The 25,687-nt window shown below is 44.4% G+C and carries 31 protein-coding genes; 5 read left to right on the top strand and 26 right to left on the bottom strand.

What is annotated here, in order from left to right; genetic code table 11:
• Positions 1–56 precede the first annotated feature (56 nt).
• Positions 57–509, bottom strand: coding sequence for a SprT family protein (locus WA279_RS08975; protein ID WP_069703788.1), 453 nt, complete (start codon positions 507–509; stop codon positions 57–59).
• 103 nt (positions 510–612) lie between these two features.
• Between WA279_RS08975 and cmpA the strand changes: the two genes are divergently transcribed.
• Positions 613–726, top strand: coding sequence for a cortex morphogenetic protein CmpA (cmpA, locus tag WA279_RS08970; protein ID WP_003225207.1), 114 nt, complete (start codon positions 613–615; stop codon positions 724–726).
• Positions 727–735: 9 nt separating this feature from the next.
• On the opposite strand, the gene WA279_RS08965 is transcribed toward cmpA, so the two are convergent.
• The 14 genes from WA279_RS08965 to acpS form a co-directional block, all read right to left on the bottom strand.
• Positions 736–2,895 (bottom strand): Tex family protein, encoded by a 2,160-nt coding sequence (locus tag WA279_RS08965; protein ID WP_024572530.1) that lies wholly within the window; start codon positions 2,893–2,895, stop codon positions 736–738.
• 103 nt (positions 2,896–2,998) lie between these two features.
• Positions 2,999–3,598, bottom strand: a complete 600-nt coding sequence (gene rsbX / locus WA279_RS08960; RefSeq protein WP_003234303.1) for a phosphoserine phosphatase RsbX — start codon at positions 3,596–3,598, stop codon at positions 2,999–3,001.
• The gene (sigB, locus tag WA279_RS08955) at positions 3,598–4,386 is read right to left on the bottom strand and encodes an RNA polymerase sigma factor SigB (RefSeq protein WP_251187207.1); all 789 of its coding nucleotides are present in this window, start codon (positions 4,384–4,386) and stop codon (positions 3,598–3,600) included. Before sigB ends, rsbX begins: the two co-directional genes overlap by 1 nt.
• Positions 4,352–4,834 carry an anti-sigma B factor RsbW gene (rsbW, locus tag WA279_RS08950; RefSeq protein ID WP_014662856.1) on the bottom strand — a complete coding sequence of 161 codons (483 nt, stop codon included), beginning with the start codon at positions 4,832–4,834 and terminating at the stop codon, positions 4,352–4,354. The genes sigB and rsbW overlap by 35 nt, the downstream gene beginning before the upstream one ends.
• Complete coding sequence (gene rsbV, locus WA279_RS08945) at positions 4,831–5,160, bottom strand: anti-sigma factor antagonist RsbV (RefSeq protein WP_014662855.1); 330 nt, start codon at positions 5,158–5,160, stop codon at positions 4,831–4,833. Before rsbV ends, rsbW begins: the two co-directional genes overlap by 4 nt.
• Positions 5,161–5,221: 61 nt before the next feature.
• Positions 5,222–6,229: a phosphoserine phosphatase RsbU gene (gene rsbU / locus WA279_RS08940; RefSeq protein WP_251187208.1), complete on the bottom strand. Its 1,008-nt coding sequence runs from the start codon at positions 6,227–6,229 to the stop codon at positions 5,222–5,224.
• An 11-nt stretch (positions 6,230–6,240) separates the two neighbouring features.
• Positions 6,241–6,642 carry a serine/threonine-protein kinase RsbT gene (gene rsbT, locus WA279_RS08935; RefSeq protein ID WP_003246640.1) on the bottom strand — a complete coding sequence of 134 codons (402 nt, stop codon included), beginning with the start codon at positions 6,640–6,642 and terminating at the stop codon, positions 6,241–6,243.
• 3 nt (positions 6,643–6,645) lie between these two features.
• Positions 6,646–7,011 carry an RsbT antagonist protein RsbS gene (gene rsbS / locus WA279_RS08930; RefSeq protein ID WP_003225190.1) on the bottom strand — a complete coding sequence of 122 codons (366 nt, stop codon included), beginning with the start codon at positions 7,009–7,011 and terminating at the stop codon, positions 6,646–6,648.
• Positions 7,012–7,015: 4 nt separating this feature from the next.
• Entirely contained in the window at positions 7,016–7,840 is an 825-nt protein-coding gene (gene rsbRA, locus WA279_RS08925) for an RsbT co-antagonist protein RsbRA (protein WP_080314625.1), read from the bottom strand.
• A gap of 116 nt (positions 7,841–7,956) precedes the next feature.
• Positions 7,957–8,307: a type II toxin-antitoxin system endoribonuclease NdoA gene (gene ndoA, locus WA279_RS08920; protein ID WP_003156187.1), complete on the bottom strand. Its 351-nt coding sequence runs from the start codon at positions 8,305–8,307 to the stop codon at positions 7,957–7,959.
• 4 nt (positions 8,308–8,311) lie between these two features.
• Positions 8,312–8,593, bottom strand: coding sequence for a type II toxin-antitoxin system antitoxin EndoAI (gene endB / locus WA279_RS08915; protein WP_003225183.1), 282 nt, complete (start codon positions 8,591–8,593; stop codon positions 8,312–8,314).
• 115 nt (positions 8,594–8,708) lie between these two features.
• On the bottom strand, positions 8,709–9,878 hold the full coding sequence (gene alr, locus WA279_RS08910) for an alanine racemase (RefSeq protein ID WP_336155108.1): 1,170 nt from the start codon (positions 9,876–9,878) through the stop codon (positions 8,709–8,711).
• A gap of 114 nt (positions 9,879–9,992) precedes the next feature.
• Positions 9,993–11,009 (bottom strand): LolA family protein, encoded by a 1,017-nt coding sequence (locus WA279_RS08905; RefSeq protein WP_080030712.1) that lies wholly within the window; start codon positions 11,007–11,009, stop codon positions 9,993–9,995.
• 165 nt (positions 11,010–11,174) lie between these two features.
• Positions 11,175–11,540, bottom strand: a complete 366-nt coding sequence (gene acpS / locus WA279_RS08900) for a holo-ACP synthase (protein WP_015252768.1) — start codon at positions 11,538–11,540, stop codon at positions 11,175–11,177.
• A 94-nt stretch (positions 11,541–11,634) separates the two neighbouring features.
• On the opposite strand from acpS, the gene WA279_RS08895 reads away from it, so the two are divergent.
• Positions 11,635–12,234: a rhomboid family intramembrane serine protease gene (locus WA279_RS08895; protein ID WP_015482831.1), complete on the top strand. Its 600-nt coding sequence runs from the start codon at positions 11,635–11,637 to the stop codon at positions 12,232–12,234.
• A 196-nt stretch (positions 12,235–12,430) separates the two neighbouring features.
• Here the strand turns inward: WA279_RS08895 and WA279_RS08890 are convergent, their stop codons facing one another.
• The 5 genes from WA279_RS08890 to WA279_RS08870 all read right to left on the bottom strand — a co-directional run bounded on the left by WA279_RS08890 (position 12,431) and on the right by WA279_RS08870 (position 18,971).
• Positions 12,431–13,912: a PH domain-containing protein gene (locus WA279_RS08890; RefSeq protein WP_336155107.1), complete on the bottom strand. Its 1,482-nt coding sequence runs from the start codon at positions 13,910–13,912 to the stop codon at positions 12,431–12,433.
• Entirely contained in the window at positions 13,902–14,381 is a 480-nt protein-coding gene (locus WA279_RS08885) for a PH domain-containing protein (RefSeq protein ID WP_336155106.1), read from the bottom strand. The genes WA279_RS08890 and WA279_RS08885 overlap by 11 nt, the downstream gene beginning before the upstream one ends.
• A gap of 172 nt (positions 14,382–14,553) precedes the next feature.
• Positions 14,554–16,041, bottom strand: coding sequence for a degradosome RNA helicase CshA (gene cshA, locus WA279_RS08880; protein WP_336155105.1), 1,488 nt, complete (start codon positions 16,039–16,041; stop codon positions 14,554–14,556).
• A gap of 399 nt (positions 16,042–16,440) precedes the next feature.
• Entirely contained in the window at positions 16,441–17,814 is a 1,374-nt protein-coding gene (locus tag WA279_RS08875) for a UDP-N-acetylmuramoyl-tripeptide--D-alanyl-D-alanine ligase (protein WP_336155103.1), read from the bottom strand.
• A 71-nt stretch (positions 17,815–17,885) separates the two neighbouring features.
• Positions 17,886–18,971 carry a D-alanine--D-alanine ligase gene (locus WA279_RS08870; protein WP_336155101.1) on the bottom strand — a complete coding sequence of 362 codons (1,086 nt, stop codon included), beginning with the start codon at positions 18,969–18,971 and terminating at the stop codon, positions 17,886–17,888.
• A gap of 153 nt (positions 18,972–19,124) precedes the next feature.
• On the opposite strand from WA279_RS08870, the gene WA279_RS08865 reads away from it, so the two are divergent.
• Positions 19,125–19,445: a thioredoxin family protein gene (locus tag WA279_RS08865; protein WP_003234326.1), complete on the top strand. Its 321-nt coding sequence runs from the start codon at positions 19,125–19,127 to the stop codon at positions 19,443–19,445.
• Positions 19,446–19,459: 14 nt separating this feature from the next.
• Here WA279_RS08865 and WA279_RS08860 read toward each other — a convergent pair whose 3' ends face one another.
• Entirely contained in the window at positions 19,460–20,332 is an 873-nt protein-coding gene (locus WA279_RS08860; protein ID WP_014475869.1) for a cation diffusion facilitator family transporter, read from the bottom strand.
• A 247-nt stretch (positions 20,333–20,579) separates the two neighbouring features.
• On the opposite strand from WA279_RS08860, the gene WA279_RS08855 reads away from it, so the two are divergent.
• Both WA279_RS08855 and fbpB read left to right on the top strand, forming a co-directional pair.
• Complete coding sequence (locus WA279_RS08855; RefSeq protein WP_003225157.1) at positions 20,580–20,744, top strand: Fur-regulated basic protein FbpA; 165 nt, start codon at positions 20,580–20,582, stop codon at positions 20,742–20,744.
• Complete coding sequence (gene fbpB, locus WA279_RS08850; protein ID WP_010886410.1) at positions 20,698–20,877, top strand: Fur-regulated basic protein FbpB; 180 nt, start codon at positions 20,698–20,700, stop codon at positions 20,875–20,877. Before WA279_RS08855 ends, fbpB begins: the two co-directional genes overlap by 47 nt.
• Before the next feature lie 22 nt (positions 20,878–20,899).
• On the opposite strand, the gene WA279_RS08845 is transcribed toward fbpB, so the two are convergent.
• The 5 genes from WA279_RS08845 to WA279_RS08825 all read right to left on the bottom strand — a co-directional run bounded on the left by WA279_RS08845 (position 20,900) and on the right by WA279_RS08825 (position 25,618).
• Entirely contained in the window at positions 20,900–22,045 is a 1,146-nt protein-coding gene (locus WA279_RS08845) for an acyl-CoA dehydrogenase family protein (protein ID WP_015715274.1), read from the bottom strand.
• Between the two features lie 127 nt (positions 22,046–22,172).
• A complete protein-coding gene (locus tag WA279_RS08840; protein WP_003225151.1) occupies positions 22,173–22,508 on the bottom strand; it encodes a hypothetical protein in 336 nt (111 codons plus the stop codon).
• A gap of 94 nt (positions 22,509–22,602) precedes the next feature.
• Positions 22,603–23,370: an ABC transporter permease gene (locus tag WA279_RS08835; protein ID WP_015715273.1), complete on the bottom strand. Its 768-nt coding sequence runs from the start codon at positions 23,368–23,370 to the stop codon at positions 22,603–22,605.
• Positions 23,363–24,289, bottom strand: coding sequence for an ABC transporter ATP-binding protein (locus WA279_RS08830; protein ID WP_003246573.1), 927 nt, complete (start codon positions 24,287–24,289; stop codon positions 23,363–23,365). The genes WA279_RS08835 and WA279_RS08830 overlap by 8 nt, the downstream gene beginning before the upstream one ends.
• 276 nt (positions 24,290–24,565) lie before the next feature.
• Positions 24,566–25,618 carry an AI-2E family transporter gene (locus WA279_RS08825; RefSeq protein ID WP_327828090.1) on the bottom strand — a complete coding sequence of 351 codons (1,053 nt, stop codon included), beginning with the start codon at positions 25,616–25,618 and terminating at the stop codon, positions 24,566–24,568.
• Between the last annotated feature and the right edge of the window lie 69 nt (positions 25,619–25,687).

Below are 25,687 nucleotides of genomic sequence, written 5' to 3'. Positions count from 1 at the left end.
TCTCTCGTGACGACTTTTATAATGTAACATAGGCTTGCCATATTCGTCAACCTTTTTCACAAAAAAATTCTTTTTATTTTTCCGCGGCATTTTCCGCATCTGTATCTGTCAGGGTTCATGGCGCGCTTCTTTATATACTGTTGGCCGCAGGCCGTACAGATATACATATAAGTTTTTTTGTTTTCCGCTTTTTTCTTAAGGGGTGTACAGAACCTCGGCGCGTTGACCTGCTGCAGTAGCATTCTAAAATCTCTGTCTCTGTGCTTGTACCCTTTTCCTTCAAGGTGGAGATGATAATGGCAGAGCTCGTGCTTGATGATGCCGATCAGCTCCTCCCTGCCGTGTTCAATCAGATATTTTCTGTTCAATTCAATGTTATGAGAGGTTAACAGGTACCTTCCGCCCGTGGTTTTAAGCCTGTCATTAAAAAGCGCCTGATGGCGGAACGGCTTTTTAAAATATGTTTTAGAAATATCCTCTGTCAGCTTTTGAAGCTCTATATTATCCATAGTGCACCTCACTTAAAAAACATTGAACGGGACAATTCACCGTTCGCATACAATATGGTAATCACCGTCCCTCTTATGATAAAAGCTGAGGAGGAATGAGCCTATGCCAAATTGGCTTAAAAAGCAGATGCAAAAAGCGTTCCTTGAAAAAGATAATTACCAAATTAAACTGCTGAATCAATGCTGGTATTTCTATAGGAAAAAACACTGCTCGTAAGCAGTGCTTTTATTTTACCATAGACAGCGATACTCTGCCTTTTTGTACATCTACGCCGTCAACCCAAACTGTCACAATATCGCCGACAGATACGACATCAAGAGGATGCTTGACGAATTGATTGCTCAATTTTGAGATATGCACAAGCCCGTCTTGTTTGACTCCGATATCAACAAACGCTCCGAAGTCCACTACATTGCGCACGGTGCCCTGCAGTTCCATTCCCTCTTTCAAATCTTCCAGCTGAAGGACGTCTGTTTTCAGCAAAGGCTTAGGCACCTCATCGCGTGGATCGCGTTCCGGCCTTGTCAGCTGTTCACAAATGTCTTTCAGAGTGATTTCGCCGATTCCCAGCTCTTTTGCCGTTTCAGAAAGCGCCAGCTGATTGATTTTGTCCTTCAATTCCGCCGTGCCGATATGTTCTGTTGAAAGTCCGAGTTTTTTCAAAAGTGCTTTTGTTTCTTTATAGCTTTCCGGGTGGATGCCTGTTCTATCCAAAGGCTCTGTCCCTTCCTGCACTCTTAAGAAACCGATACATTGCTCGTAGGTTTTCGCACCTAACCTTGGGATGTCCTTCAGTTCTTTTCGATTTGAAAACTTTCCGATTTCCTCACGTTTTTTGACAACGTTGCCTGCTACAGACTTCGATAATCCCGCTACATACTGAAGCAGCGCGGCGGAGGCTGTGTTGACGTTTACTCCCACCTGGTTTACGACCGTTTCGACGACAAACCGCAGAGATTCATTTAAGCGTTTTTGGCTGACGTCATGCTGATACTGTCCGACACCAACAGACTTCGGATCGATTTTAACAAGCTCCGCGAGCGGGTCTTGAAGTCTTCGCGCAATAGACACGGCACTGCGCTCTTCAACCTTAAGGTCAGGGAATTCTTCTCGGGCCAGCTCTGAAGCCGAATAGACGCTTGCACCCGCTTCATTGACGATCACATAATAAATTTTGCGCGGCATGTCTTTCAGTACATTGACGATGAATTGTTCTGTTTCTCTGGATGCTGTGCCGTTTCCGATCGCCACCATCTCGACTTGATACTGCTCAAGAATCTTTTTCACTTTTTCATGGGCTTCTTTTGTTTTGTTGACTGGCGCATGCGGATAGATCACATCAATTTTCAAGACTTTTCCAGTCTCATCTGACACAGCGAGCTTACAGCCGGTTCGAAAGGCTGGGTCAACACCGAGAACGGTTTTGCCTTTCATCGGCGGCTGCAAAAGAAGCTTTCTCAAGTTCTCTGAGAAAATATGGATCGCCTGTTCATCAGCTTTTTCTGAGAGCTCTTTCCTGATTTCACGCTCGATTGCCGGCTGGATCAGCCTTTTATAGCTGTCTTCAATTGTCTCCTGCAAAATCTCTCTTACGGATGTTGAGCGATTTTTGATGATTTGTTTTTCTAAATACGCCTTAATGTGATCCGCAGGCGGTTCAATCGCTACCTTTAAAATGTCTTCTTTTTCGCCGCGGTTCATTGCCAGCACCCTATGCGGAACAACTTTTGCAATTGGCTCTTCATACTCGTAATACATTTCATACACATTTTTCTCATCGGTGTCTGCCGACTTTCCGGCTGCAGACTTAATGGTTCCTCTTTTGAAGGTTTCCTGGCGAATCCACTTTCTGAAGGTCGGCTCGTCTGAAATTTGTTCCGCAATAATGTGCTTGGCGCCTTCAATCGCTTCTTCTCGTGTGAACACTTCTTTTTCTTCGCTGATGTATTGGTCTGCAGTTGCTGCCAGACGATCATCTTGGGGAAGTGTCAGGATATAGTCGGCAAGCGGCTCAAGGCCTTTGCTTTTGGCGACTGTCGCCTTTGTTTTACGTTTTTGTTTATAAGGGCGGTAAAGGTCTTCCACTTCCTGAAGCTTCACCGATTGCTCGATTTTACGTTTTAGATCATCTGTCAGTTTATCCTGCTCTGCAATCAGCCTGATGACTTCTTCTTTTCGCTGATTCAGGTTTTGTATGTATTGCCAGCGTTCAGAAATCGTCTGAATCTGAACCTCATCCATTGAACCCGTCTGCTCTTTTCGATACCGGGCAATAAACGGGACTGTATTGCCGTCCTCAAGCAGGCGGATGACACTTTCAACGTGTTTTTGTGATAAACCTATTTCTTTCGCAATTTGCTGTTTTAAAAGGGCTGACGTTTCCATGTAACCAAAGCCTCCAATTTTGTCGTTCTTTCTCTAGTGTATCAAAAACCGAAAAAAACACATAAAAAAAGAAGCCGGATGTCCAGCTTCTTTTTCTGGTTTCCTAGGACAGCTGTCCGAGAATATAGGTCAGGTCATCTTTTCTCGATGTCGTATACATTTTCAGCGAATTCGATATTTCTTCTACCGATTGGCCTTTTTTCAAATGGGAGCGGATATCGGGTACGTTGAGTCCATCTGTATGTATAATGAACTTTGAACCCTTTTCATAGGTGGCGGTGTGCGTTTTGTATTTTTGCGGCTTGCCTGATAAATAGCCCGAAATCGGCAGAGGATAAAAGCTTTCACCAGACGGGGAATGCAGAATAAACCGTACATTTCCGACAGAGCAGTACGTAAACTGCCTTTGCTCAAAATTGATTTTCAGGATAGATGCTGTAGCGCCTCTTTTGTTTTTCATCGCCTGATTACAGCGTTCGATAATGCTTTCTACGTCTTCATTCGCATAGTTTTCCACTAAGTCTTTGATGGCTGCAGAGGATTCGTTAGCAAGTGATCCACTTCCCAGTCCGTCAGCAACCGCACAAATTAACTCCTTATCATCAGCTTTCATAAAAAAGCTGTCACCGCAAATCGATTTCCCTTCTTTATTCAGTTGATATACTAGAGTTTGAATATGCTCGTTTTCTTCAACCTGGATCATTACATTAACTCCATCGAGGGATCTTCAATCAAGGCCTCTCTGAGCTTCTTCACAGCTTTGCGCTGCAAGCGCGAGACGTGCATTTGAGATATACCGAGAATGTCCCCAGTTTCTTTTTGGCTTTTGTTTTGTATATACGTAAGGTCTATGATTTGTTTCTCACGGTCCGAAAGGACATGAAGCACGCTTTGCAGCATCAATTGCTGGTTGACCCGCTCATATCCGTCCTCCTGTGATCCGACGATATCAAGAATCGTGACGGTGCTTCCATCCGAATCCGCTTCAATGCTATGGTCAACGGATAAGGCTTGATAGCTTTGGCCCATTTCCATCGTCTCAAGAACCTCTTCTTCAGAAACATCGAGGAATTCGGCAATCTCTTCAACTTTCGGCGATCTTTGTGTTTCAGTCGTCAGCTGATCAACCGCCATTTTGATTCTTGGACCCAGTTCTTTAATCCGTCTCGGCACGTGAACGCTCCATGTTTTATCTCTGAGGAAACGTTTAATTTCACCGATGATTGTCGGAATTGCAAAAGCTTCAAACGATTTCCCGACAACAGGATCGTAACGCTTAATCGCGCCGAGCAGCCCGATCATGCCGACCTGGCGGAGATCCTCGTGGAAGCTTTTGCCTTTTGAATATTTTTTCGCAAGCATGTCAACCAGATTTGTATACACCCGCACAAGCGTTTCCTGCGCCTGTTCATCTTGCTTTGTTTGGTAATCGTTTATGAGCCGATCGACTTCATCTTTAGTTAGTTTCGTAGTTTTTGATGGTTGTGTCATGATCAACTCGCTCCCCATTTAAATACTTTGTCATCGCTACAGTGACGCCGGAGTGGTTTTGCACTCTGACTTCATCCATGAGCGTTTCCATTAAATATAGACCGAGCCCTCCTTCTGATAATTGATCAACTGTGTGCGAAGGTGTGTACGGCCCTAGATCTTGCTGCTTTTGATCAAAGTCAAAACTGTCTCCTTCATCCGCCACAATCACCTCTAAACGGTCTTCAAACACACCGAATCGAATTGACACTTCCCCATTTTTATCTTCTTTGTAAGCATGCTGAACCGCATTTGTGCACGCTTCACTGACTGCGATTTTCAAATCTTCAATTTCATCATACGTATAGCCCATTCTGCTTGCGACGCCTGACAGCGTCAGTCTAATAATTCCCACGTATTCAGGCTGGGCCGGCACTTTCATTTCGATGTAATCAGCTTTATTCTTCATTGCACTCCACCTTCTGACTTTGCAGAAATATCAATGATGTCCTTCAGGCCTGTAATGTCAAACAGTCGGATCAGCCGGTCAGAAAGATTTTCAAGTTTCAGCGAACCGCCTTGTTTTTTCACTGTTTTAAAAATCCCTACAAAAACGCCCAATCCGGTGCTGTCCATGTAGCTGACATCTTTCAGGCAAATTCTTAAGTCCGCGCCTTGTTCTGCCAAGGGCACAAGCTTCTCTCTTAGCACCGGCGCTGAGTATACATCAATTTCTCCTGCAATGTTTACTTGTATATCATTCTCGTTTTGCTTCACATCAACATTTATATTCATTCGTATCACCTCAAATTTTCCTTCAAATCACTAGTTTCTTTATACCCTCGGCTGGCAGACGCTAAACCTTTCTCCGCAAAACAATTAACGTAAAATCATCATGAAGCTGAAAGTCCTGTAATTTGAGGAGGCTGTCATAAATGTTTTTGACCATTTCCTGCGCGGAGGAACACATATGTTCCTCAATGAGCTTCTGCAGATCAGGACGCTCCAAGAAACCGTTTTCTGTTCTACATTCTGTGACGCCGTCAGAAAATAAAACAATCATATCGCCCTTTTCCAGATGCTGATCGAATTGTTTATAGTCATAGTCCTGCGAGATGCCGAGAACGAGTCCTTTGGCCTCTAAATCATAAAACGTGTTGTCTTTTTGAGAATAATAGAATCCCGGTTCATGTCCAGCCGAAGCATATGTAAATTGATGCTTGTCCATATTGTAATTGGCATAAAACATCGTAATAAACATACTGGCGTCAACGTTTTGTTCAACAACACGATTTAAATTTTTCAGCACCTGAGAAGGGTGTATGCCCGTTTCCGGCAAAGAGTCCATTGCGTATTTAATCATGGACATACAAAGAGCCGCTGGAATGCCTTTTCCGATCACGTCCGCGATTGCAATATTAATGGATTCCTTGTCTTTGACGAAGTGGTAGTAGTCACCGCTCATCTGTTTGGCAGGCACACTGATGGCGCCGATATCCAGCGCGTCCTCCTGCGGAATTTTTGTTCCGAGCAGCGTCTGCTGGACATTAGCTGCGATTTCAATTTCTGATTTGATTTCCTGCTGTATCCCTCTAAGGGTTTGATGCTCCTGATAAGCCATTCCATAACCAATCATGACTTCTATTAAAAAATCCAGCGAATGAAACACATCTTCCGGGAGACTTGGATACAGCTCCTTCAGCACTTTTCTGTGAATGCTGATGATTTCTTCCGGAGGAATTTGGTGCTCGATTGTTTTTCGGCTGAATTTTTGGGCTTGATATAAAGATGTTTCTGTTAATTCGGCTATATATCGGCTAAGCAGCTGATGATACCGCTGCTCAATAACCTCCCTAAAATCCACGTTCTTACCTCCTACCGAAGCCATTTGATGGCTTGTATCTCTGTTCCTTCCCCCGCTACGGAATTTAAGCTGAATTCATCCATCAGCCTTTTGACACCGGGAAGTCCCGCACCAAGTCCTCCAGACGTTGAAAACCCGTCTTCCATGACTTTTCGGATATCAGGAATTCCCGGCCCTTGGTCTTCCGCTATGATTTTCAGGCCTTTTTTTCCTCTGTCTGCGACCTGTTCAATTCCAATCTGCCCTTTGCCGGCATATAAATAAATATTCCTGGCTAATTCTGAAATAGCCGTTGTAATTCTGGCCTGGTCTACCGTGCCGAAACCCAGTTCTTTCGCAACGTTTCGTCCCAGCTGTCTGGCGGCCACAATATCCCATTCTGTCATGATTCTTACACAGGATTGGTCGTTCATTCGCTATTCCCCCAATTCCCGCTTCAATGTCTCAAGCCCCTGCTCTAAGTCGAGCGCAGTTTCGATTTCCTCAAGCGCGATTCCAAGTTCAATCAGCGTCACTGCCACAGCGGGCTGAATGCCGGTCAAGACGACTTTTGCCCCCATTAACTTAGACATTGTAATGACGTCGCCCAGCACTTTTGCGATAAATGAATCAATCATATCCACAGATGTCAGGTCAATGACGACTCCGTTAGCACCTGTCTCGTATATTTTATTTAATAAGTCTTCTTGAAAGGTTAATGCTGTCTGGTCATCAAGTTCCCATTGAATGGATACTAATAAGCAATTATACAGTTTCAAGATCGGGATTTTCGGATGTCTCAAAATGTTATTCCCCCAATGAAACGATTTTTCGATCCGTCATTTCCAAAGCGGTTTGAATTCCTTTTTGCAGGGTATTCTTAGTTATAACTTGGGATAAATCAATCCCCAGGTTGACGATTGTTTGAGCAATTTCCGGACGGATTCCAGCCAGCAGGCATTTTGCTCCGACAAGCCTAACAGCTTCTGATGCCTGAATAATATGATGGGCAACCATCGTATCGACGACAGGGACACCTGTAATGTCAATCAGCACGACTTGAGAACGGTGTTTGACGACGCCATTAAGAAGATTTTCCATAATTCGTTTCGCGCGTTCGGTATCAATTGTTCCGACAAGAGGCATTACAGTGATATTTTCAAACACCGGGATAAGCGGCGCAGATAGCTCCTGCAGGGCGATTTTTTGCAGGGAAACTGTTTTTTCCCATGAGATTGAGTATTGATTAAAGATTTCTGTGTTAATCGGGCTGAAAAAACGATCAATCTGCCAGATTAGTTCTGTACTCTCTTGATCTGGCAATCTCTTATCATTCATTTTCGTGTAGAGACGCTTCCAGAATTCAGCAAGCGCAGTAGCCAAAAACTTCAAAGAAAGCCCGATTTGGACCGCTCGAAGCGCCAGTTCGCTGATTTGGCTTTCAGCAGCGTTTTCGTCCTTAACAGACAGCAACAGAATGTCGATATATTCTTTAGATATATTTTCATACACTTGGTCAGTCAGCTGATAGGATTCTTGCTCGCTTAATTCTTTTAGTGTGTCAGTCCACAGTTGGAGCAGTTCATTTTGATTTTCGGCAATGAACTGGTATACAGTCTGATTCGACATCAAATTCGCTTACCTCCCAATAAAAAACAACATATTTTTTTTCGTTATTTCACTATTATATCGTTTATGTTTTTTGAAAACAAAAAAAGTTGCTCTATTTGAGCAACCTGCAAATATGTCTAAAAATCAATGAGTGCCAAACTGATTTGTAAGGCTTCATCAACCTTATCCATCATTTCATCATCCAGATGAGTAATCTTATCCGTTAACCTTTGCTTGTCAATCGTCCGAATTTGCTCCAGCAAAATAACGGAATCTCTTTCAAAACCGTAGCGTTTTGCATCGATTTCGACGTGGGTTGGTAATTTCGCTTTCTGTATTTGTGCTGTTATGGCTGCAACAATAGCAGTTGGGCTGAAGCGATTTCCGATGTCATTTTGGATCACTAAAACCGGGCGCACCCCGCCTTGCTCTGAGCCAACAACAGGAGATAAATCAGCAAAATAAACATCGCCGCGTTTCACAATCAAATGATTATCCTCCGCTGACTAAGCGCTCAACTGTCGTTTCAGCCTCGCACTCCGCAAAGTGAGCCTCAGAAGAAATATTCAGGTTGATTTTCGCCATTTCCATATAGCCGCGTCTCATCAAATCACGGTTGTGACGAGTTGTTCGTTCGCTGACATACGCTCTCACTGCTTGTGATATCAGTTCGTTTCTGCTTCGTTTCTCCCGCATCGCTACACCATCCAATTCAGCTACTAGGTTTTCGGGCAAGCTGATTTTCATTTCGGTTCTTGCGCTGGATTCAGACAAAAAACATACACCTCCACCAAACTTACGGATACGACTCTTTTATCCATCCAGTGATAATGATACCATTATTCACTCTTCAAGCAAAGCTGTTTTATGAATTCTCCATTTAGGTAAGTTAATTGCTTGTATTTACCTGCAATAAAGGATTTCTTACTTCCATTATACTCCCATTTTCCAAAAACATACGGGGAACACGGGAACTTATTGTACAGGCCACCTCATAGTTAATGCTTTCGAGCCTTCCTGCAATCTCATCCATGGAAATATATTCATCCCCCTGCCGGCCTATTAATGTGACTTTTGTGCCCGGCGGATATTCCTGATCCAGCTCCACCATAAATTGGTCCATGCAAATTCGGCCGGCAATTTTCAGGCGTTTTCCCTTCACAAGGATGTCGGTCCCTTTCAATTTTCGGAGCCAGCCGTCCGCATAGCCTACAGGCACCGTCCCGATCCATGTATCTTTTTCTGCTGTGTACTCGGCTCCGTAGCTGACGCTCTCGCCTTTTCTGATCAGTTTGACATGCGACAGCGTCGAATGCAGGGTAAATGCCGGACGCAGCTGAAACGGTATCTCGTCCGAAATGTCAGCAGACGGGCGAAGGCCATACATGCCGATGCCGAATCTGACTGCATTAAAAAAGCCTTTTTTCAGCCGGAGTCCGGCGGCGCTGTTCGCGCAGTGGACCATCAGATTCTTTAACGGCAGCGGAGCAATCAGCTCTTTAAAGCGCTCAAACTGCATTAAGAAATAACCTCTTTCTTTTTCATCCGCTGTCGCAAAATGGGTAAATACCCCTTTGCACTTTAAACGAGGGTTGCGGTCAAGAATGGCCATCACGTTCTGAACTTCTTCCTCTGTTTTTACACCAAGCCTGTTCATCCCCGTATCGATCTTCAGATGAAAATGAAGAGAACCTTTTTTCGTGTGGCGGGCTGCCTCCTGAAGCCATTCAACAGAATAACCCGTTAAGGTCACGTCATACTCAGCAGCGATTGCCACATACTCCGGGGGAACCGCGCCAAGCACCAATATAGGCGCCTTCAAGCCCTTTTTGCGCAGTGAAATCGCTTCATCCAAAATAGACACAGCCAAGCATGAAGCACCTGCGTCAAGAGCAGCCTTTGCTGTTTCTGCATCACCATGCCCGTAGGCGTTTGCTTTCACAACTGCCATCAAGTGGACATGTTCACCGATATGTTTTTTCATATTGCTGACATTTTCCTTTATCGCGGACAAGTCAATTTCCGCCCACGTATCTCTGTAAAAAGGTTTTGTGCTCATTACGACACTTCCTAGCTTTTATTCAATATCATTTACATATCATACTAAAATTAAAGGCTAAAGGGAAACGATGTCTAACGAAAAAAAGGCCAAATCATGTTTGGCCTTTGGCTGTTATTTCGATGATTGTCCCTGCATGCTTTTCGCTACTGTCACCATTTCCTCTTTAGAAAGATCTTTAGAAGAGAGAAGGTAATCTACGCCGTCATATGTCCATGATAATGATGCATCCGACAGGGCGCCGATGGTGTAGCCGAGATTTACCGGTTCGCCGTTCAGCGTAACGGAGGAGGAAGCCTTGGCAATCTGGGCTTTTTCCTGAATTAACGTAAATGATTTTTCTCCTCCGTACGTCATGATGATGCGCTTCCCGTCTTCAGTAGATAGATCTTTTTCTTCAAGCAGCTTGACGCCAAGCGGCAGTTCCAGCGGCGTTTTGACCGCGAATGTATCGGAAGGCTTTGCGCTTGTGGCAACATCCATTTGAGAAAGAGTCATATTTTTCTTTTCGTCAAATGATTCTTTATCAAATTGTTTATTAAATTCAAAGCTGCTGAATTCTACTTTGACCATCACTTTCCGGTCAGTATCCATCACTTTGACAGATGACGGGCTCATATCTTTTTTGTTAAATGTGATTTCTTGCGTGGGCAGCATTTTGTTGTGCTGATAGTTTGTTTTTGTTTCGAATACGTATTTCTTTTCTTTCGCTGTGAAAACTGCATCCGAATCGTTTTGAACATCCTTTACGAGCGATTCAAACAGATAAACCTGGCTGCTGTTGTTCGGCCAATCGCTTTGAAATCTGAAGCTCTTATTTAAAGACGGCGTGAGAACGAATACTCCGTTTTCATTTCGTAAAATGACTTGGTTTTGGTCCTTTTTCGGATTTTCTAAATAAACCCTGTACAGAGACGGCTTTTTGTGCCAGATTTCCACATTGTATACTTGAGGCTCACTCCCTGTCTCGATGGTCATTTTCGCTTTTGCTTTGTACGAGGTGTATTCTTTCGCCTTTTCATCTAACCCGGCCACAATATCTTGCTGTGTTTTTTGCCCGCAGGCAGAAAGAATAAGAACAGCAAGCAGTCCCGTTAAAAGCAAAACAAAGCTTTTTCTCACCTTTTTCAACCCCTTTTTCTCAATTGATGTAAAAGGAAGAAATCGCTTGTTTGACTTTAACGGTACGCTCGGTACACGTTTAGGCAGAACAGATGCGTACCATAAAAGCCTCAAACAACTTGTCTCCCTTAATGCACTATCAAATATATGAGTGGGGTTTCCCTAATATGCAGACTAGCTTGACAACCTTTCAATCACAACCTGCGCGGCAGCGTATTCTTTTGTATGAGTGATCGATACGTGAACGGCGGCCTGGCTCAGTTTCGTACAAATGATATAGGGCTTGCCATTTTGGTCTTTCCTAATTTCAATGTCCTGAAAGCTGAGCTGCCTCCCAATGCCGGTGCCAAATGCTTTCGAGAAAGCTTCTTTTGCCGCGAATCTGCCCGCGAGAAATTCGATTTTTCTTTTCTCTGAAAGCTCATAGTATTGGTCAAGCTCGCTTCGCGTCAAAATCCGCTCGGCAAACCTTTTCTGGCGCCCAGCCATAGAGGCGATGCGTTTAAGCTCGGTAATGTCCAGCCCAATGCCGTAAATCATGTATGATAACCTCCTTTGCGTACGTACTATTTAAATGGTTTGTCTCATAAACGTGTTACTATAGATATACCAAAATGAAGAAAAGGGGCTCGGAATGTTTATACGGACTGAAAATTTTCAAACGTTTATCAGGTTTTACCCCGTTGTCACCTTTATATTGGCTTTGCAAGCTGTTCTCTGGCTGTTTTTTTCACTTCCTGCCCATTCAGTCGTGTTATGGAGGGATACCGTCACAGGCTATAATCTAGGTGTCGCAAACGGTGAATGGTGGCGGCTGATCACACCAATTTTGCTGCACGCCGGTTTCACACATCTGCTGTTTAATTCCATGTCCATCTTTTTATTTGCCCCGGCTTTGGAACGCATGCTGGGAAAAGCGCGTTTCCTTCTTGTATACGCCGGCTCCGGCATCATCGGCAATATCGGCACTTATGTTACAGAGCCGCTTGATTACGTGCATGTCGGTGCTTCAGGCGCCATTTTCGGGCTATTTGGCGTGTACCTGTTTATGGTTCTTTTTCGCAATGAGCTAATAGGGCAGGAGCATTCAAAAATGATCATCACACTGCTCGCATTTGCCGTTCTCATGTCGTTTATCAACTCCAATATTAACATGATGGCCCATCTGTTTGGACTATGCGGCGGGTTTCTTCTTTCGTTTTTATGCGTGCAAAAAAAAGAGCGGCGGTATTAACCGTCGCTTCAGATTGTTGACAAAATCCTAAAATGGTTTTCATTTTAGGATTTTGTCATCTTTTCAGCGTGATTGAAAACCCTTGAAGTCTAGGAAGGACGAGCATAGGAGCGGAGCGAATGTTTTAATTCGAGAGCACCGAAGCGCAGTCCTGACAACGAATGCGAGGGTTTGCCGACACGCTGGAGCGGCGGTATTAACCGTCCGCTTTTTCATATGAGTACCAGTTTAAAATGAAGGCTGCATCCTCTTCACCTACATCCCTCACCGTTAATTCTTCCATGTGACTCGATGATTTCACCGAAGTAGAAATGGTATACAAGCGGCCTTTCTTTTGGAAATAGGATTGGCTGAACTTGCAGACCTGCATTCGTTTTTTCAATACAATGGCGGTTGTTCTGCCTATAAATCTAGACGTCAGCTGAAGACGGTCCCCGTTGATCGTCCATGCAGCCTCTTTATATGCGAGATAGCCGAAGAACAATTCTATCGGCAGCAGGATGACTGACAGATAGCCCCATGGCTGAAAGAAGATACATAACGGAATGATTAAAAAGAGTGAAAAAATGACAGAACGGAACAAATAGCGTTTCAACGCGCGCCGCGGCAGGCGGCGGCAGTTTTCTTCCAGCGTGTATTCCGGCGTAAATGTTCGGAGCATGTGCGGAAGCTTTTTTTTATGAATCATTGGAAAGAGAATGGTCAAAGCGCCTTCTTCTTTTTCCCGGTCGCCGCCTCCTGCGCTGACGATGGACACCGTTACAAAGCCGAAAAGCTGGCGAATGATATTTTCTTTGATTTTAATGGCTTGTATTTTTCGCAGCGGAATCGTGACTTGATGTTTTTCAATAATTCCCCTTGAAATCACCAGTTCCTGTTCTTTTTTTATGATTTGAAAGTTTGCGTATCTAAACATCATGCCCGCGATACTGAAAATCCAGGCGATAAATAAACCGATAAAAATGAGTACCGCGTAAATACCGATGCTGGCGTGCTGAAGGAAGGAAAATTTATCGAATAACCAATCCATCGGCAGCACTTCATCAAGCTGGGAAATAAGTGCAAATACAGCTGAGATAATGACTCCGATTCCGCCGGAGGTAGAAGCGGCCATGAGCAATTCTTTCGCGTTCATGCGATAGTGCTCTTGCACCTCAACGGCCGGAACCAACTCCTCTTCAGCTTCAAGCCGTTCTCCATCAAGTTCATTTTCTCGTCTTTGCGCTTTTTTCTTAAAGACAGCTTCTTTGATGCGTTCGGCTTCTTCAACAGAAATAGCAGAAAGAACGGCTTCTGCCTCTTTGCCTCCGCCTGCTGTTTCAATTTGCAGCTTCACAAGCTTAAAGATTTGCTGGACAAGGCCGGCGCTCGTATTCATCGTTTGAATCCGATCAATCGATATGTATCGCTTTTTCGTCACAAATAAGCCTTCCTCGATTCTAAATTCATCATCTTCAATTCGATAGGTAAACCTTCTCCATTTGATAATGCTTGCCGCTACAAGCCAGATGAACAGCACACCGAGAGCAATGGCCCCGTAAAAACGGACAGTATGGTTTGAATTGACAATATACACAAAAAAGAATGGCAGAATGATATTTTTTATCGTTTGAATAATGGTATGGCATAAATTCAAAATAACTGCTGCCGGGTGCAGGCGTTTCGGTTCAGACATCATCGTCAGTCACCCTTGCCAGACGGGAAATGGAGTCTCTCAGCCGATCCGCTTCCTCCATCTCTAAAGCGGGGATCGAATGAACGGTCGCGGCCGTGGAAATTTTCACCGTTGCCAGGTTGTATTTTTTTAATAATGGCCCTTGTGACGTATCGACGTGCTGAACTCTGACCATCGGAACAATCACACGTGTCACCACAAAAATACCTGACTGAATATCTATTTCATGTTCATGGACTTCATATCGCCACACCTTATGACGGACCTTCGGAATGATAAAGACCGTCACAATCGATCCCAGCAGCCAAACCGCGCCGAGCACGCCGCTGATCCAGTACGGCCAATGAAAATAATAGCTTAACATTGCAACTGCAATGACAATAAGCAAGCAAACAGCGGATATGATGATCTCTTGAAGTCGCCAAACCTTTAATCCGTCTGGACTGATTTGGTTTTTTGGCTGCTCTCTCAAAAATACCTACCTCCCTTTTTTTCGTCGTTACTTATACGTCTCTTTTACAGAAAGGTTTCATTCTTAAGCATACAGAGAAAAATGGCTTCCGTCAGCTGAAAGTTTGCTGAATAACAAATCGCGAACATAAAAAAGCCCAAAACATCATGTTTTGGGCTCTGAATCGATCAAATTAGTAAGATTTTTTCTGGCGTCTGTCACCTGAAGAACGGCGATCGTTTGAACGCTTTTTGTCATAGGAAGAACGGTTGTTGCTTTTCCCTTTTCCGCCGCGGTAGCCGCCGCCGCCTTGACTGTCTCTGCGTTTAGAAGAGCGCTGGTTCTTGTAGCGTTTGCTGACCATCGGCGCTTCGTCTGTTAAGCGTACCGGTGTGTCGTCTGGCTCTTTTGTAGCCATTTTGATAGCCGCCGCAACCACTGTTACTGCATCATGATCTTCAAGCAGCTCAGCTGCCGCTGTCATGTAGAAGTTCAGGTTGTTTTCACTAATTGTTGTGCGAAGACGTTCAACAGTAACCTGCTGCTGGCCTTCTAACGCTTCATCAAGTGTAGGCTCCTTCATGCGGTCCATTTTGCGTTTTGTTGTTTGTTCAATTGCGCGAAGCATGCTTTTCTCACGCGGTGTAATGAACGTCATCGCCATACCTGTTTTTCCTGCACGGCCCGTTCTTCCGATACGGTGAACGTAGCTTTCAGGATCTTGAGGCACGTCGAAGTTGTATACGTGTGTAACACCTGAGATATCAAGTCCGCGAGCGGCAACATCAGTTGCGACTAGAACTTCGATTGCGCCTTCTTTAAATTTACGAAGCGCAACCATACGTTTCGCCTGCGTTAAGTCACCGTGAATACCTTCAGCTGCATATCCGCGAAGGTTCAGGGCTTCAGCCAGCTCATCGACACGGCGTTTTGTACGTCCGAATACGATCGCAAGCTCAGGAGACTGAATATCAAGAAGGCGAGTCAGTGTATCGAATTTTTTGCGTTCTTGCACTTCCAAATAGAACTGCTGAATGTTAGAAACCGTCATTTCTTTCGCTTTTACTTTTACGTGTTCCGGCTCAGTCATAAAGCGCTCTGCAATGCGTTTGATCGGCGCAGGCATTGTGGCAGAGAACAGAAGTGTCTGATGCTCGCTTGGCACGTTTGAAAGGATAGATTCAATATCGTCAATGAATCCCATGTTCAGCATTTCATCCGCTTCATCCATTACAACGGTATTTACATTGTTTAAACGAATTGTGCGGCGATTGATGTGGTCAAGAAGACGTCCAGGTGTTCCGACAATGATATTCGGATTCTTCTTTAACGCCCGGATTTGCCGTCCAATATCCTGTCCGCCGTAAATAGGAAGAACCTTCGCACGTTTATCTTGTCCGATTTTATACAATTCTTCAGATACTTGAATGGCTAATTCACGGGTTGGCGCGATTACGATTGCTTGAATATTAGGAGACTCGGGGTTAATTTTTTCAACAAGGGGTATACCAAACGCAGCTGTTTTACCTGTACCTGTTTGCGCTTGTCCAATGACGTCTTTATTTGAAAGTCCGAGCGGTATCGTTTGTGCCTGAATCGGTGTTGCTTCTTCAAATCCCATACGATTAATTGCTTTCATGAGATCAGAACTTAAATTAAAATCTTGAAACGTTATAGTCAAATTATTCAAACTCCTTCTAATTGCTGTTTCAGTAATGTCGTGATTTACCACTTATAAAACTGCCCTTTAGACAAGAAGGACAGGATCCATCCGTATACAAAGCCCGAATTACTTTAAGTTTTATCTTACCATTACACTATTTGTTTTTCAATAAGATGAGAAGCAGATCGGCATCTCGAATATGCCGGCTGCTGCTCCATCCGCTCCCAAGAATCCAGCGGAGAACTTCGGGTCACGATGAAAAGTCCGGACGAATATGTTCGTATCGCGAAATAACCTATATATATTGTATCATAGCCGCAGCCGGCCAGATATACATAATTTTCGGCCGGCATACATTAGTGTTTGCATATCATGTTATTTTATGATGCAATATGCGTTTTTTCGCAAAATATTTTCTTATGAAAGCGGGCTCTCTATTAAATCTTTAACGATTTCTTCAAGCTTCATACCTCTGGACGCTTTGAATAAAATCAAATCGCCTTTTGATGCGTTTTCCTTCACAGCTTGGAGGAGATCTTTTTTCTCAGTGTAATGGCTGACGCGGTCTTTCTCAAAGTGTTTCAGGGCGCCTTCCGCGATAAAAGCTCCCAGTTTTCCGTACGTAAAGACGCGGTCAATTTTATCAGGTCTGATCACAGCGCCGCACTCTTTATGGAACGTTTCTTCAAGATCGCCGAGTTCAAGCATATCACCGAGCACGAGCATTTTTTTGCCGTAGCCTTCGAGGCTTTCTGTCAATTGAATTGCAGCTTTCATGGAAGTCGGGCTCGCATTATAAGCGTCATTGATTATCGAAAGGCCGCTGTCTGTTTTGATGAGTTCAAGTCTCATCCCGGTTACCTTTAGGCCGCTCAGTCCTTTTGCCGCATCCTCAGGCGTGATGCCAAAATAAGCCCCTGCAGCAATCGCAGCCATGGCGTTCATCACATTGTGCTTGCCGAGTATTGGAATAAAAAACGTGTTTTCTATCCCTTTGATTGTAAAATGGGTTCCTTCCTCACTCTGGCTGACATCCTGAAGCTGATAATCATTATGCGCTCCCGTACCGTACGTTTTCGTCTGGCAGCTGTATGCATTTTGAAGGAGCGGTTCGTCCCCGATATAAATCAGCACTCCGTCTTCTTTAAGCCCGTTAATGATTTCAAGCTTCGCCTCCGCGATACCCTCTCTAGAGCCAAGGTCTTGCATATGCGATTCGCCGATATTCGTAATCACTGCCGCATCCGGGTTTGCCAGTCGGCTCAAGAGGTCAATTTCCCCTTTGGCGCTCATTCCCATCTCCAATACGGCGATCTCCGTATTTTCAGGCATCGCTAAAACCGTCAGGGGCAGACCGATGTGATTATTGAAGTTTCCTCCTGTTTTGTGGACATGGTACCGGGTTCCCAGTACGGCGTGAATCATATCTTTTGTTGTTGTTTTGCCATTGCTTCCGGTTACTCCGATGACACGCGTGCCAAGCTCCTGCAAATAGGCTTTTGCAAGCTGCTGAAGTGCGGTAAGGGTATCATCCACTAAAATGACGGCGTGATTCTCGGGCGGATTTGGTTCTGACCGATCCCAAAGAACAGCCGCTACACCGGCTTCAAAAGCCTGCTCCACAAAAGTGTGGCCGTCAAAACGTTCCCCTTTCAGCGGAATGAAGAGCTGATGTTGTTCCAGTTTTCTTGTATCGGTTGCCACTCCATGAATGACTGTTTGTTCATATTGCGGATTTGTTAGTGTGCCTTTAACCATTTCGGCAATGTTTTTTACTGTTCGCTTAATCAAGTAAGGTCCCTCTCTTTCTTTTGTATATACGGGAAAAAACACTGCCCTTTTACCGGCAGTGTCCTTCTTCATTAGAATGTATGCTTAATCAATTGTTTTTCAGCGTGGCGTTCTTTTGCAAGCTCCACAAGCTGTTCAATCAGGTCAGCATATTCCACTCCGGCTTCTTTCCAGAGCAGCGGGAACATGCTGAAAGGTGTAAAGCCAGGCATTGTGTTGACTTCATTGATCAGAACTTCGCCGTCAGCTGTCAGGAAAAAGTCCGCTCTGACGAGTCCTGAACCATCGATCGCTTTAAACGCCTTGATCGCCATATCACTGATTGTAGCGTATTCCTCATCAGTCACAATTGCCGGAATCATCAGATCAGTATCTCCATCCTCATATTTCGCTTTGTAATCGTAGAAATCTGTCTTCGGTGCGATTTCTCCCACAACAGAGCATTTAGGATCGTCATTTCCAAGAACGCCGATCTCAATCTCGCGGCCGTTAATTCCTTCTTCAACGACGACTTTACGATCATATTGGAAAGCAAGCTCAAACGCTTTTTGCAGTTCTTCACGGTTTCGGCATTTGCTGATTCCGACACTTGAGCCGAGGTTCGCCGGTTTTACGAAGCAAGGGTAGCCTAATTCCTGTTCAACCTGCTCACAGCTTTCTTTCGGAGAACGAGTCCAGTCTTTCTTAAGGAAAGCTGCGTATTTAGCCTGAGCAAGGCCGGCCTGAGCAAATAAATGTTTCATGACAACTTTATCCATGCCAGCTGAGGAAGCAAGCACTCCGTTGCCGACATAAGGAATGTTCAACAGCTCGAGCATTCCCTGGATCGTACCGTCTTCTCCGTTCGGTCCGTGGAGGAGCGGGAATACGACGTCAACGGCTTCATTTTGCTGTGACGCTTCCTGCGGAAACATCTCCTGGTTCAGGGCAGCTGGAGAAAAAGCACTGCCTCCTTGCTCAAATTGAAGCATTTTCACGTTTGAAACAGGCTCAGTTAAACGGGCGCCTCTAACCCATTCGCCTTTTTCTGTTATATAAATCGGATGTATATCAAACTTCTCAGTATTTAGCGCTTTGATTACAGCCAGAGCTGTCTGCAGGGAAACATTATGTTCTGCCGACTTTCCTCCGTACACTAATCCTAGACTTGTTTTCAATGGATACTCCCCCCACTACAATTCATCTTTACTATCTTATCATTTTCACCGGAAAATGATCTAATTATTTTTGGGCATGCTGATGTTGAATGCATTTGTATGTAATTCCTTTTTATTTTATATTAAAATGGCATTGAAAAGGAGATGTGACATATGAAAAAAATCACAACAAACGAACAATTTAATGAACTGATTCAATCTGATAAAGAAATCATTGTAAAGTTTTATGCTGATTGGTGCCCAGACTGCACACGCATGAATATGTTCATCGGCGATATTTTGGAAGAGTACAACCAAAACGATTGGTATGAGCTGAATAAGGACGAGCTTCCTGACCTGGCTGAAAAATACCAAGTAATGGGCATTCCCAGCCTGCTTATTTTCAAAAACGGTGAAAAAACAGCTCACCTTCACAGCGCCAATGCCAAAACGCCTGAAGAAGTGACTGAATTTTTATCTGAACATATAAGCTAATTCGTTAAACAGCCTTATTTTATGTCGTCAGGCTCTACATGAACATGAACATGAGTGACATCGTGTTCATGTTTTATTTTGTCTTCAACTTCATCCGCCACTCCATGGCCTTCTTCTACTGTAAGCTTCGGATCAACCGTAATCACCATCTCGATATGAACTGTACTGCCTAAATACCTCGCTTTCACATCCTTTAGGCGATGCACATTTTCGATCCTGCCGACGGTCTGTTTGTAAGGCTCAAGATCTTTTAAATGGAAGCCGTCTGTTAAGGAATGTGAAGCGTCTTTAAAGATATCCCACGCAGTTTTGCAAATGATGATGCCGATGATAAAAGCCGTTACCGGATCAATCCACGGCAGCTTCAGCTGGGACGAAAAAACACCGATAAACGCGCCGGCACTTACAAAAGCGTCTGACCTGCTGTCCTTTGCCGCTGCCATCAGGGCAGAGCTTTTAATGGACGCTGCCAGCCTTTTGTTATATAAATAGATGCCATACATAAACACAGCACTGCCTAACGCCGTCCATGCCGCGATAAGATTTGGCGTTTCCGTTGTGCCGCCCGCAATCGCTTTTCCTCCGCCGATTAACACTTCAATGCCGACTGCCATCATAATAAAAGACGCAACAAGAGACGAAATTGTTTCAGCCCGATAATGGCCGTATGGATGATCGCTGTCAGCCGGTCTTTGAGAAATCCGCAATCCTATCAGCACTGCTACTGACGCAACAATATCTGTTCCATTATTTAACCCGTCTGCTCTCAGCGCTTCAGAATGATATAGAATCCCGATGACTAGCTTTACAACAGCAAGGATGACATATGCAAAAATATTGAGGAGCGCCCCTTTTTCTCCCTTTTTCAGATTTTCTGTCCGCTCCATTGAATACCAGCCTCCATTCTATTACATAGTATGGTTCAAAACATGAAAAATAGCAGGACGCGTTCAATGAAGCGGAATATTTCGACAGCAAATTATTGCCCGGGAAACTTTTTGTCGATTTGTTGAATGTTTGTAAATTGGCGAAAGAATAGGACTGTTTTCATCTTTACAGGCGATTGCGGACATTGTATACTGAAGTTAATTGATAATGATTATCAATATCGTTTGATTGGAGGTTGGTGACACAATGACACCTCAGTCTGCAGAAATCAGAAAAAAACAGCTCATTCATCTGTTAATACAGAATGGTATATACAAAAAGTCAAAGCGTCATCTGTATGAATTGTCGCTGACGGAGTTAGAAAGTGAATACAAACATGTCAGGAGGGCGCCGGAGCATGCCGAAGCGTAAAGTGAAAACTTACCAACAGCTGATCCAGGAAAACAAAGAGGCGATTATGGGCAATCCAAAGCTGATGAACGTTATTTATGACAGGATCGACCGCAAGCATCAAAAAAATCTGCAAGAGCAAAACAATACATAAAAAGAGCCGGCTAGGCTCTTTTTTATGACTCAAACGCTTCAGCTGCCAGCTTGTGTATCACGGCGTCATCCATCGGCGGGTTGTGAAGACCGGCGCGCACATCACGGTAATAGCGCTGAAGCGGGTTGGTTCGTTCCAGGCTTTTGGCCCCGACAATTCTCATCGCTTTATCAACAACAGACAGCGCAGCGTTTGTGACGATATGCTTAGCCGCACCGAGTTCGCTTGTCAAGTGTGGACGCCGCTCCGGATCGTCATACAATTGAGCGATATGGAAAAGAAAGTGTCTGGCATTGAGCAGTTCAAGCTCCATTTCGCCTGTTCTTTGCTGTACGGCCGGGACATTCTTGATCGGTCCATTCAAGCTGTTTGGAGAATACTCAGATGCAAATTGCACTGCATAGTCACGAGCAGCTTGAGCAACACCAAGATAGATCGCCGGAATGTGAAGCAGCCAGCCATTCGGCTTAGCTCCGCGAGGCCCTTGAAGCAGTTCCACCAGCTTATTCTCATCAAGCATGACTTCATTCAGTACAAGGTCATGGCTCCCAGTCGCCCGCATCGCCATCATATCCCACGTTTCTTCAATCGACAAGCCGGGATCATCTTTATGAATGAGAAACACGCCTGTTGTTTGTTTGTCTTCAATCCATGCGGTTACTAAAAAATAATCCAGTGCTTGAGACATCGTCGTAAAGGTTTTTCTCCCGTTCACTGCCCATTTGCCATCCTTTTTGACGGCGTGTGTACCCGGACGCCCTCCTCTTGTCGGGCTTCCGGTTTTCGCTTCAGTCGCCGCCCTGTTAATGACGGCTCCGTTTTGGACTTCCTTGGCAACAAATGCAAATACGTCTTCATCCCAGCTGTTGCCTTCTCCAAGCTCCCCGATCACGCTCAAATGCCAGCCGATGCTAAGAGCCGTCGGAGCATCTCCCCGTGCAAGCCGTTCTTGAAACAGGAGCATATCGTAAACAGAAATGCCCCCTCCGCCATGAGATGCCGGCAATGTTAATGCTGTATACCCAGCATCACGCAGTTTTTGTATTTTCTCTGCAGGAAAACGTCCCTGTTCGTCATCTTCAGCAGCTGTTTGCTGAAATTCATCCGCAATCCGTCCGATTTTCTCCATCCATTGCCGCTGTTGATCGTTTTGTATAAATAATGACATCCGGCAGCCCCCCAGTTTTAATTCCGATAAATTTAATATGTATTATAGATTTCCTGCCATTTTTCCGCAACTGTTAACCTTTTGTCCAGTATAGAAAAACACGCCGTTCCCCAAGGGAACAGCGCGATTACACAGGATTTGCATCCCGGTCTTGTTTCATGCCGAGATAAATCAGCATATATGTCAGGTAACCCATCGTCATCACCAGGCCGCCAAAGAAAAAGCTTGAGAAAATCGGCTCTTCAAAAGCGGTCACTGCGGCCAACACAATCCAGCTGGCATACAGATAGATGATAAAATAGCGGATGCCCGTCTTCATTTTATATATCATGTACAGTCCCACGAGAGAAAACAACCCAAGCGCGAGCCTGAAATAAACAAGATGTTCAAACTGAAACATGAATGACACAAATGAGAATCCAAGCAGCAATACGATCGGTAAAGCGGTAATAAAGTTCCTCAATCGAGACACCTCCGTCAGTACCTTTAGTATAAACCAAAATATCACTTGATATTGATTTACGTGAGCTTTTTCACAAAAATGTCATTCCTTGCCTTTAGACCCGAACATCCCGTTTACAGAAGCACCACCAGCCAACAACGATGAAGAATATGGCATGTATGATGAGAATGCCAATTGAAAACAATGGCGTCATGCCTGAAAACAACGCTGTCTCTCCGCTTCTGTATTGCGTAAAGTCAGTGTTCGCAAAAAGCAAAAAGCTGCCCCACTTGTTTTCAAACAACTTCATGAGCTGAACAAGTGTACTCGCTCCGTATAAAACGACAAAAGAAACAACAACTGCTACCGCGCTGTTGCGGAACAGCGAAGAACAAAGCAGCCCGAATAATCCCATCATTACAGCTTCAAGCCAGTTTGACCCGATCAGCGCCAAGGTGTTGACCAGCAATGTCTTTGATTCCGCAGTCACCGATGTGCCAAAAAACACGAGACCGAATAATAATGCCAGAATGTAGTATGCCAGATACAAATAGAAGCTGACCATCACGACTGTGATTAATTTTGACCAAAAGACCTTTTGGCGTTTAACCGGACGAATGAGCAAAAATTTGATCGTCTTTTTATCAAATTCCATCGAAACAATTGTTGCTGCAATTACGATCGTTAAAGCCTGCAGCAAAATGTTCAGGCTCGGTGTATACGATAAATAGCCGATGAAGTTTTCATCTGTCCCGGCACTGATGACAATCCGTTTAATGATCAATGCCATGAAGAATTGAAAGACAGCCATCAGGATAAGGGAAACCAAAGTGACCTTCCGATTAAAAAGTTTCATATGTTCATTCCAAATTAATTTAGACAAGCTCTTCTCCCTCCTCTTGATGAGCTGTTGTCGCTTTTATAAATTCGTCTTCCAGTGACTGCGTGTAAGGCGTAATGGAAAATACATTCAGATCTTGTCCGACAAGTGATCGGTTCAGCTCCGGTATGTTTTCTTTTGCCACCTCAACTACAATCGTCCCGTCTTGGCTCTCAGCTTGATATTGATTGCCTGTAAGCCAATTGAGTGCTTTTTCTTGCGGCTGCACTTCTATAATCGCTTTTTCTGTGGTTTGATCAGTTCCTTGTAAGCTGACTTCCGCTTTGATCTCACCTTTTTGAATGATGATGACACGGTCGCACAAGTCTTCAACCTCGCGCAATAAATGAGTGGCGAACAGGACAGCTGTTCCTTCCATTTCTGCGAGTTCCTTAATATGATCGCGAAAATCCTTCATCCCCGCAGGATCGAGGCCGTTTGTCGGTTCATCTAGAATGAGAAGCTTCGGCCGGTGAAGAATTGCCTGGGCGATTCCCAGACGCTGGCGCATCCCAAGGGAATAGGTTTTCACCTTATCATGAATCGCTGACGTCAGCCCGACACGTTCCACCACTTCATCAAGCCGTTCATCCGCTATTTTTTTGTGCATATTCGCAAAGTGCTTGAGGTTTTCCCAGCCTGTCAGGTACGGATAGAACTCAGGGTTCTCAACAATCGCTCCAACCGCTTCCATCGCTTTTTCAAACTCTGTATCATGCTGGAATCCGCTGATTGTCACGCTTCCGCTGTTTTGTTTCAGCAGCCCGACGATGATACGGATGAGTGTTGTTTTTCCGGAACCATTTGGACCAAGAAGGCCGATGATTTCACCCTCCATGACGTCCATGCTGATCTGTTTTAAAATCTGTTTAGACCCAATCTTTTTATCGAGGCCTTCAATATGTAAAATCGGCTCAGCCATAAAGCCTTCCTCCTTTTTCGACAAAAAATAAACAGTGCCCAACATTAGGCACTGTTTGTATTATAGCATTTGTTGCTTCCAAATGTTTGGTTAAACCGATGATGAGCGTTTACTCCGACTGTTTGTTCTGTTCAGTTTCTGTAATGATGACAGGCATTGTCACCTGTTGTGTTCACCACTGTGCGAAGCAATGCCAAGCTCCGATTCCGAGTCTTAATTCCATGTTCTGAACAGGCAGGCCGGCAGATCGAGGCACACTCATTATTCGATTTTAAACTATATTTTATCGCTATTCTCTCGGGGTCCTTTAGACCTATCTTCCTTGTTGGTGACATCCAGAATATCAAGGAGAAATACAAAGATCGGAATCCCGATAATTAAACCCCAAATGCCGAAGAAGTGTTCAGAGAAAATGAGTACTGTGAAGGTGAAAAAGATTGGCAGCTCTGTTTTCGCCGACATCAGCTTCGGATTTAAGAAATAGGTTTCGATCGCATGAATGGCAAATATGACAAGAACAATGTAGAGCACATACATTCCACCGCCAGTGCTGTAGGCGATAATGCTGAGCGGAATCAGGGAAATGACGACGCCTGCTACAGGGATCAATCCAAGGAAGAACACCATAATCGACAGCCCAAACAGCTGCGGAAAATGCATAATCCAAAGCGCGATAAACGTCAGAATACAGTTGACGAGCGCAATGATAAATTGAGCCTCGAGCACCTTGCCGAACGTTCTTGCAAATTTGCTTCCGAAAAAAGCAATTTCCTCATAAAAGACCCTCAGTTTGCTCGTTTTAAATTTCGCCATGAATTCAGAAAGCCGTTTTTTCTCAAATAAGAAAAACATGCTGAGAATGAGCGCCATCACGACCTGCAAGCCGAATGTGCTGATATCGGCCAGATAAGTATACACTACATTGAAGCCCTCTTTGACATATGAACTGATGTTAATATCTCCGAAGACACTGGTGATCTCATCAAAGAAAGGGATGCTGTCAGGATGATACGCAATATGTTTAATCTGCTTTACCAGCTGCTGGATCTGCGCCGCGACGACCGGATAAAACACAAAGCCCCCGACTGTAAGCAGCACAGCCAGCAACATGTAAAGAAACGTAATGACAACCCGCTGGCTCACGCGGAAGAACTGGCTTACAAACTGCCGCACGACAAGCTCCAAACGATCCATTAGAAATGTGAAAATGAAGGTAAGCAATATTAAGTTGATCATGCTCTTAAATAGATATAACACACCAGTTAACACGACAAAGATGGAGAAACGCCTTACTCCCGGGTGCTGAAAAAATTTAACTAAAGCGGCCATTTATACACTCCTGTTAGGACAAACGTCCTTCATTCAATATAGTATCCATTTGTAAATTATATAACAAAA

Source organism: Bacillus sp. 204(2023), assembly GCF_037027505.1.
Taxonomy (GTDB): domain Bacteria; phylum Bacillota; class Bacilli; order Bacillales; family Bacillaceae; genus Bacillus; species Bacillus subtilis.
The sequence above is the reverse complement of the archived record's forward strand: the minus strand, read 5'-3'. Positions and strand labels throughout refer to the sequence as shown.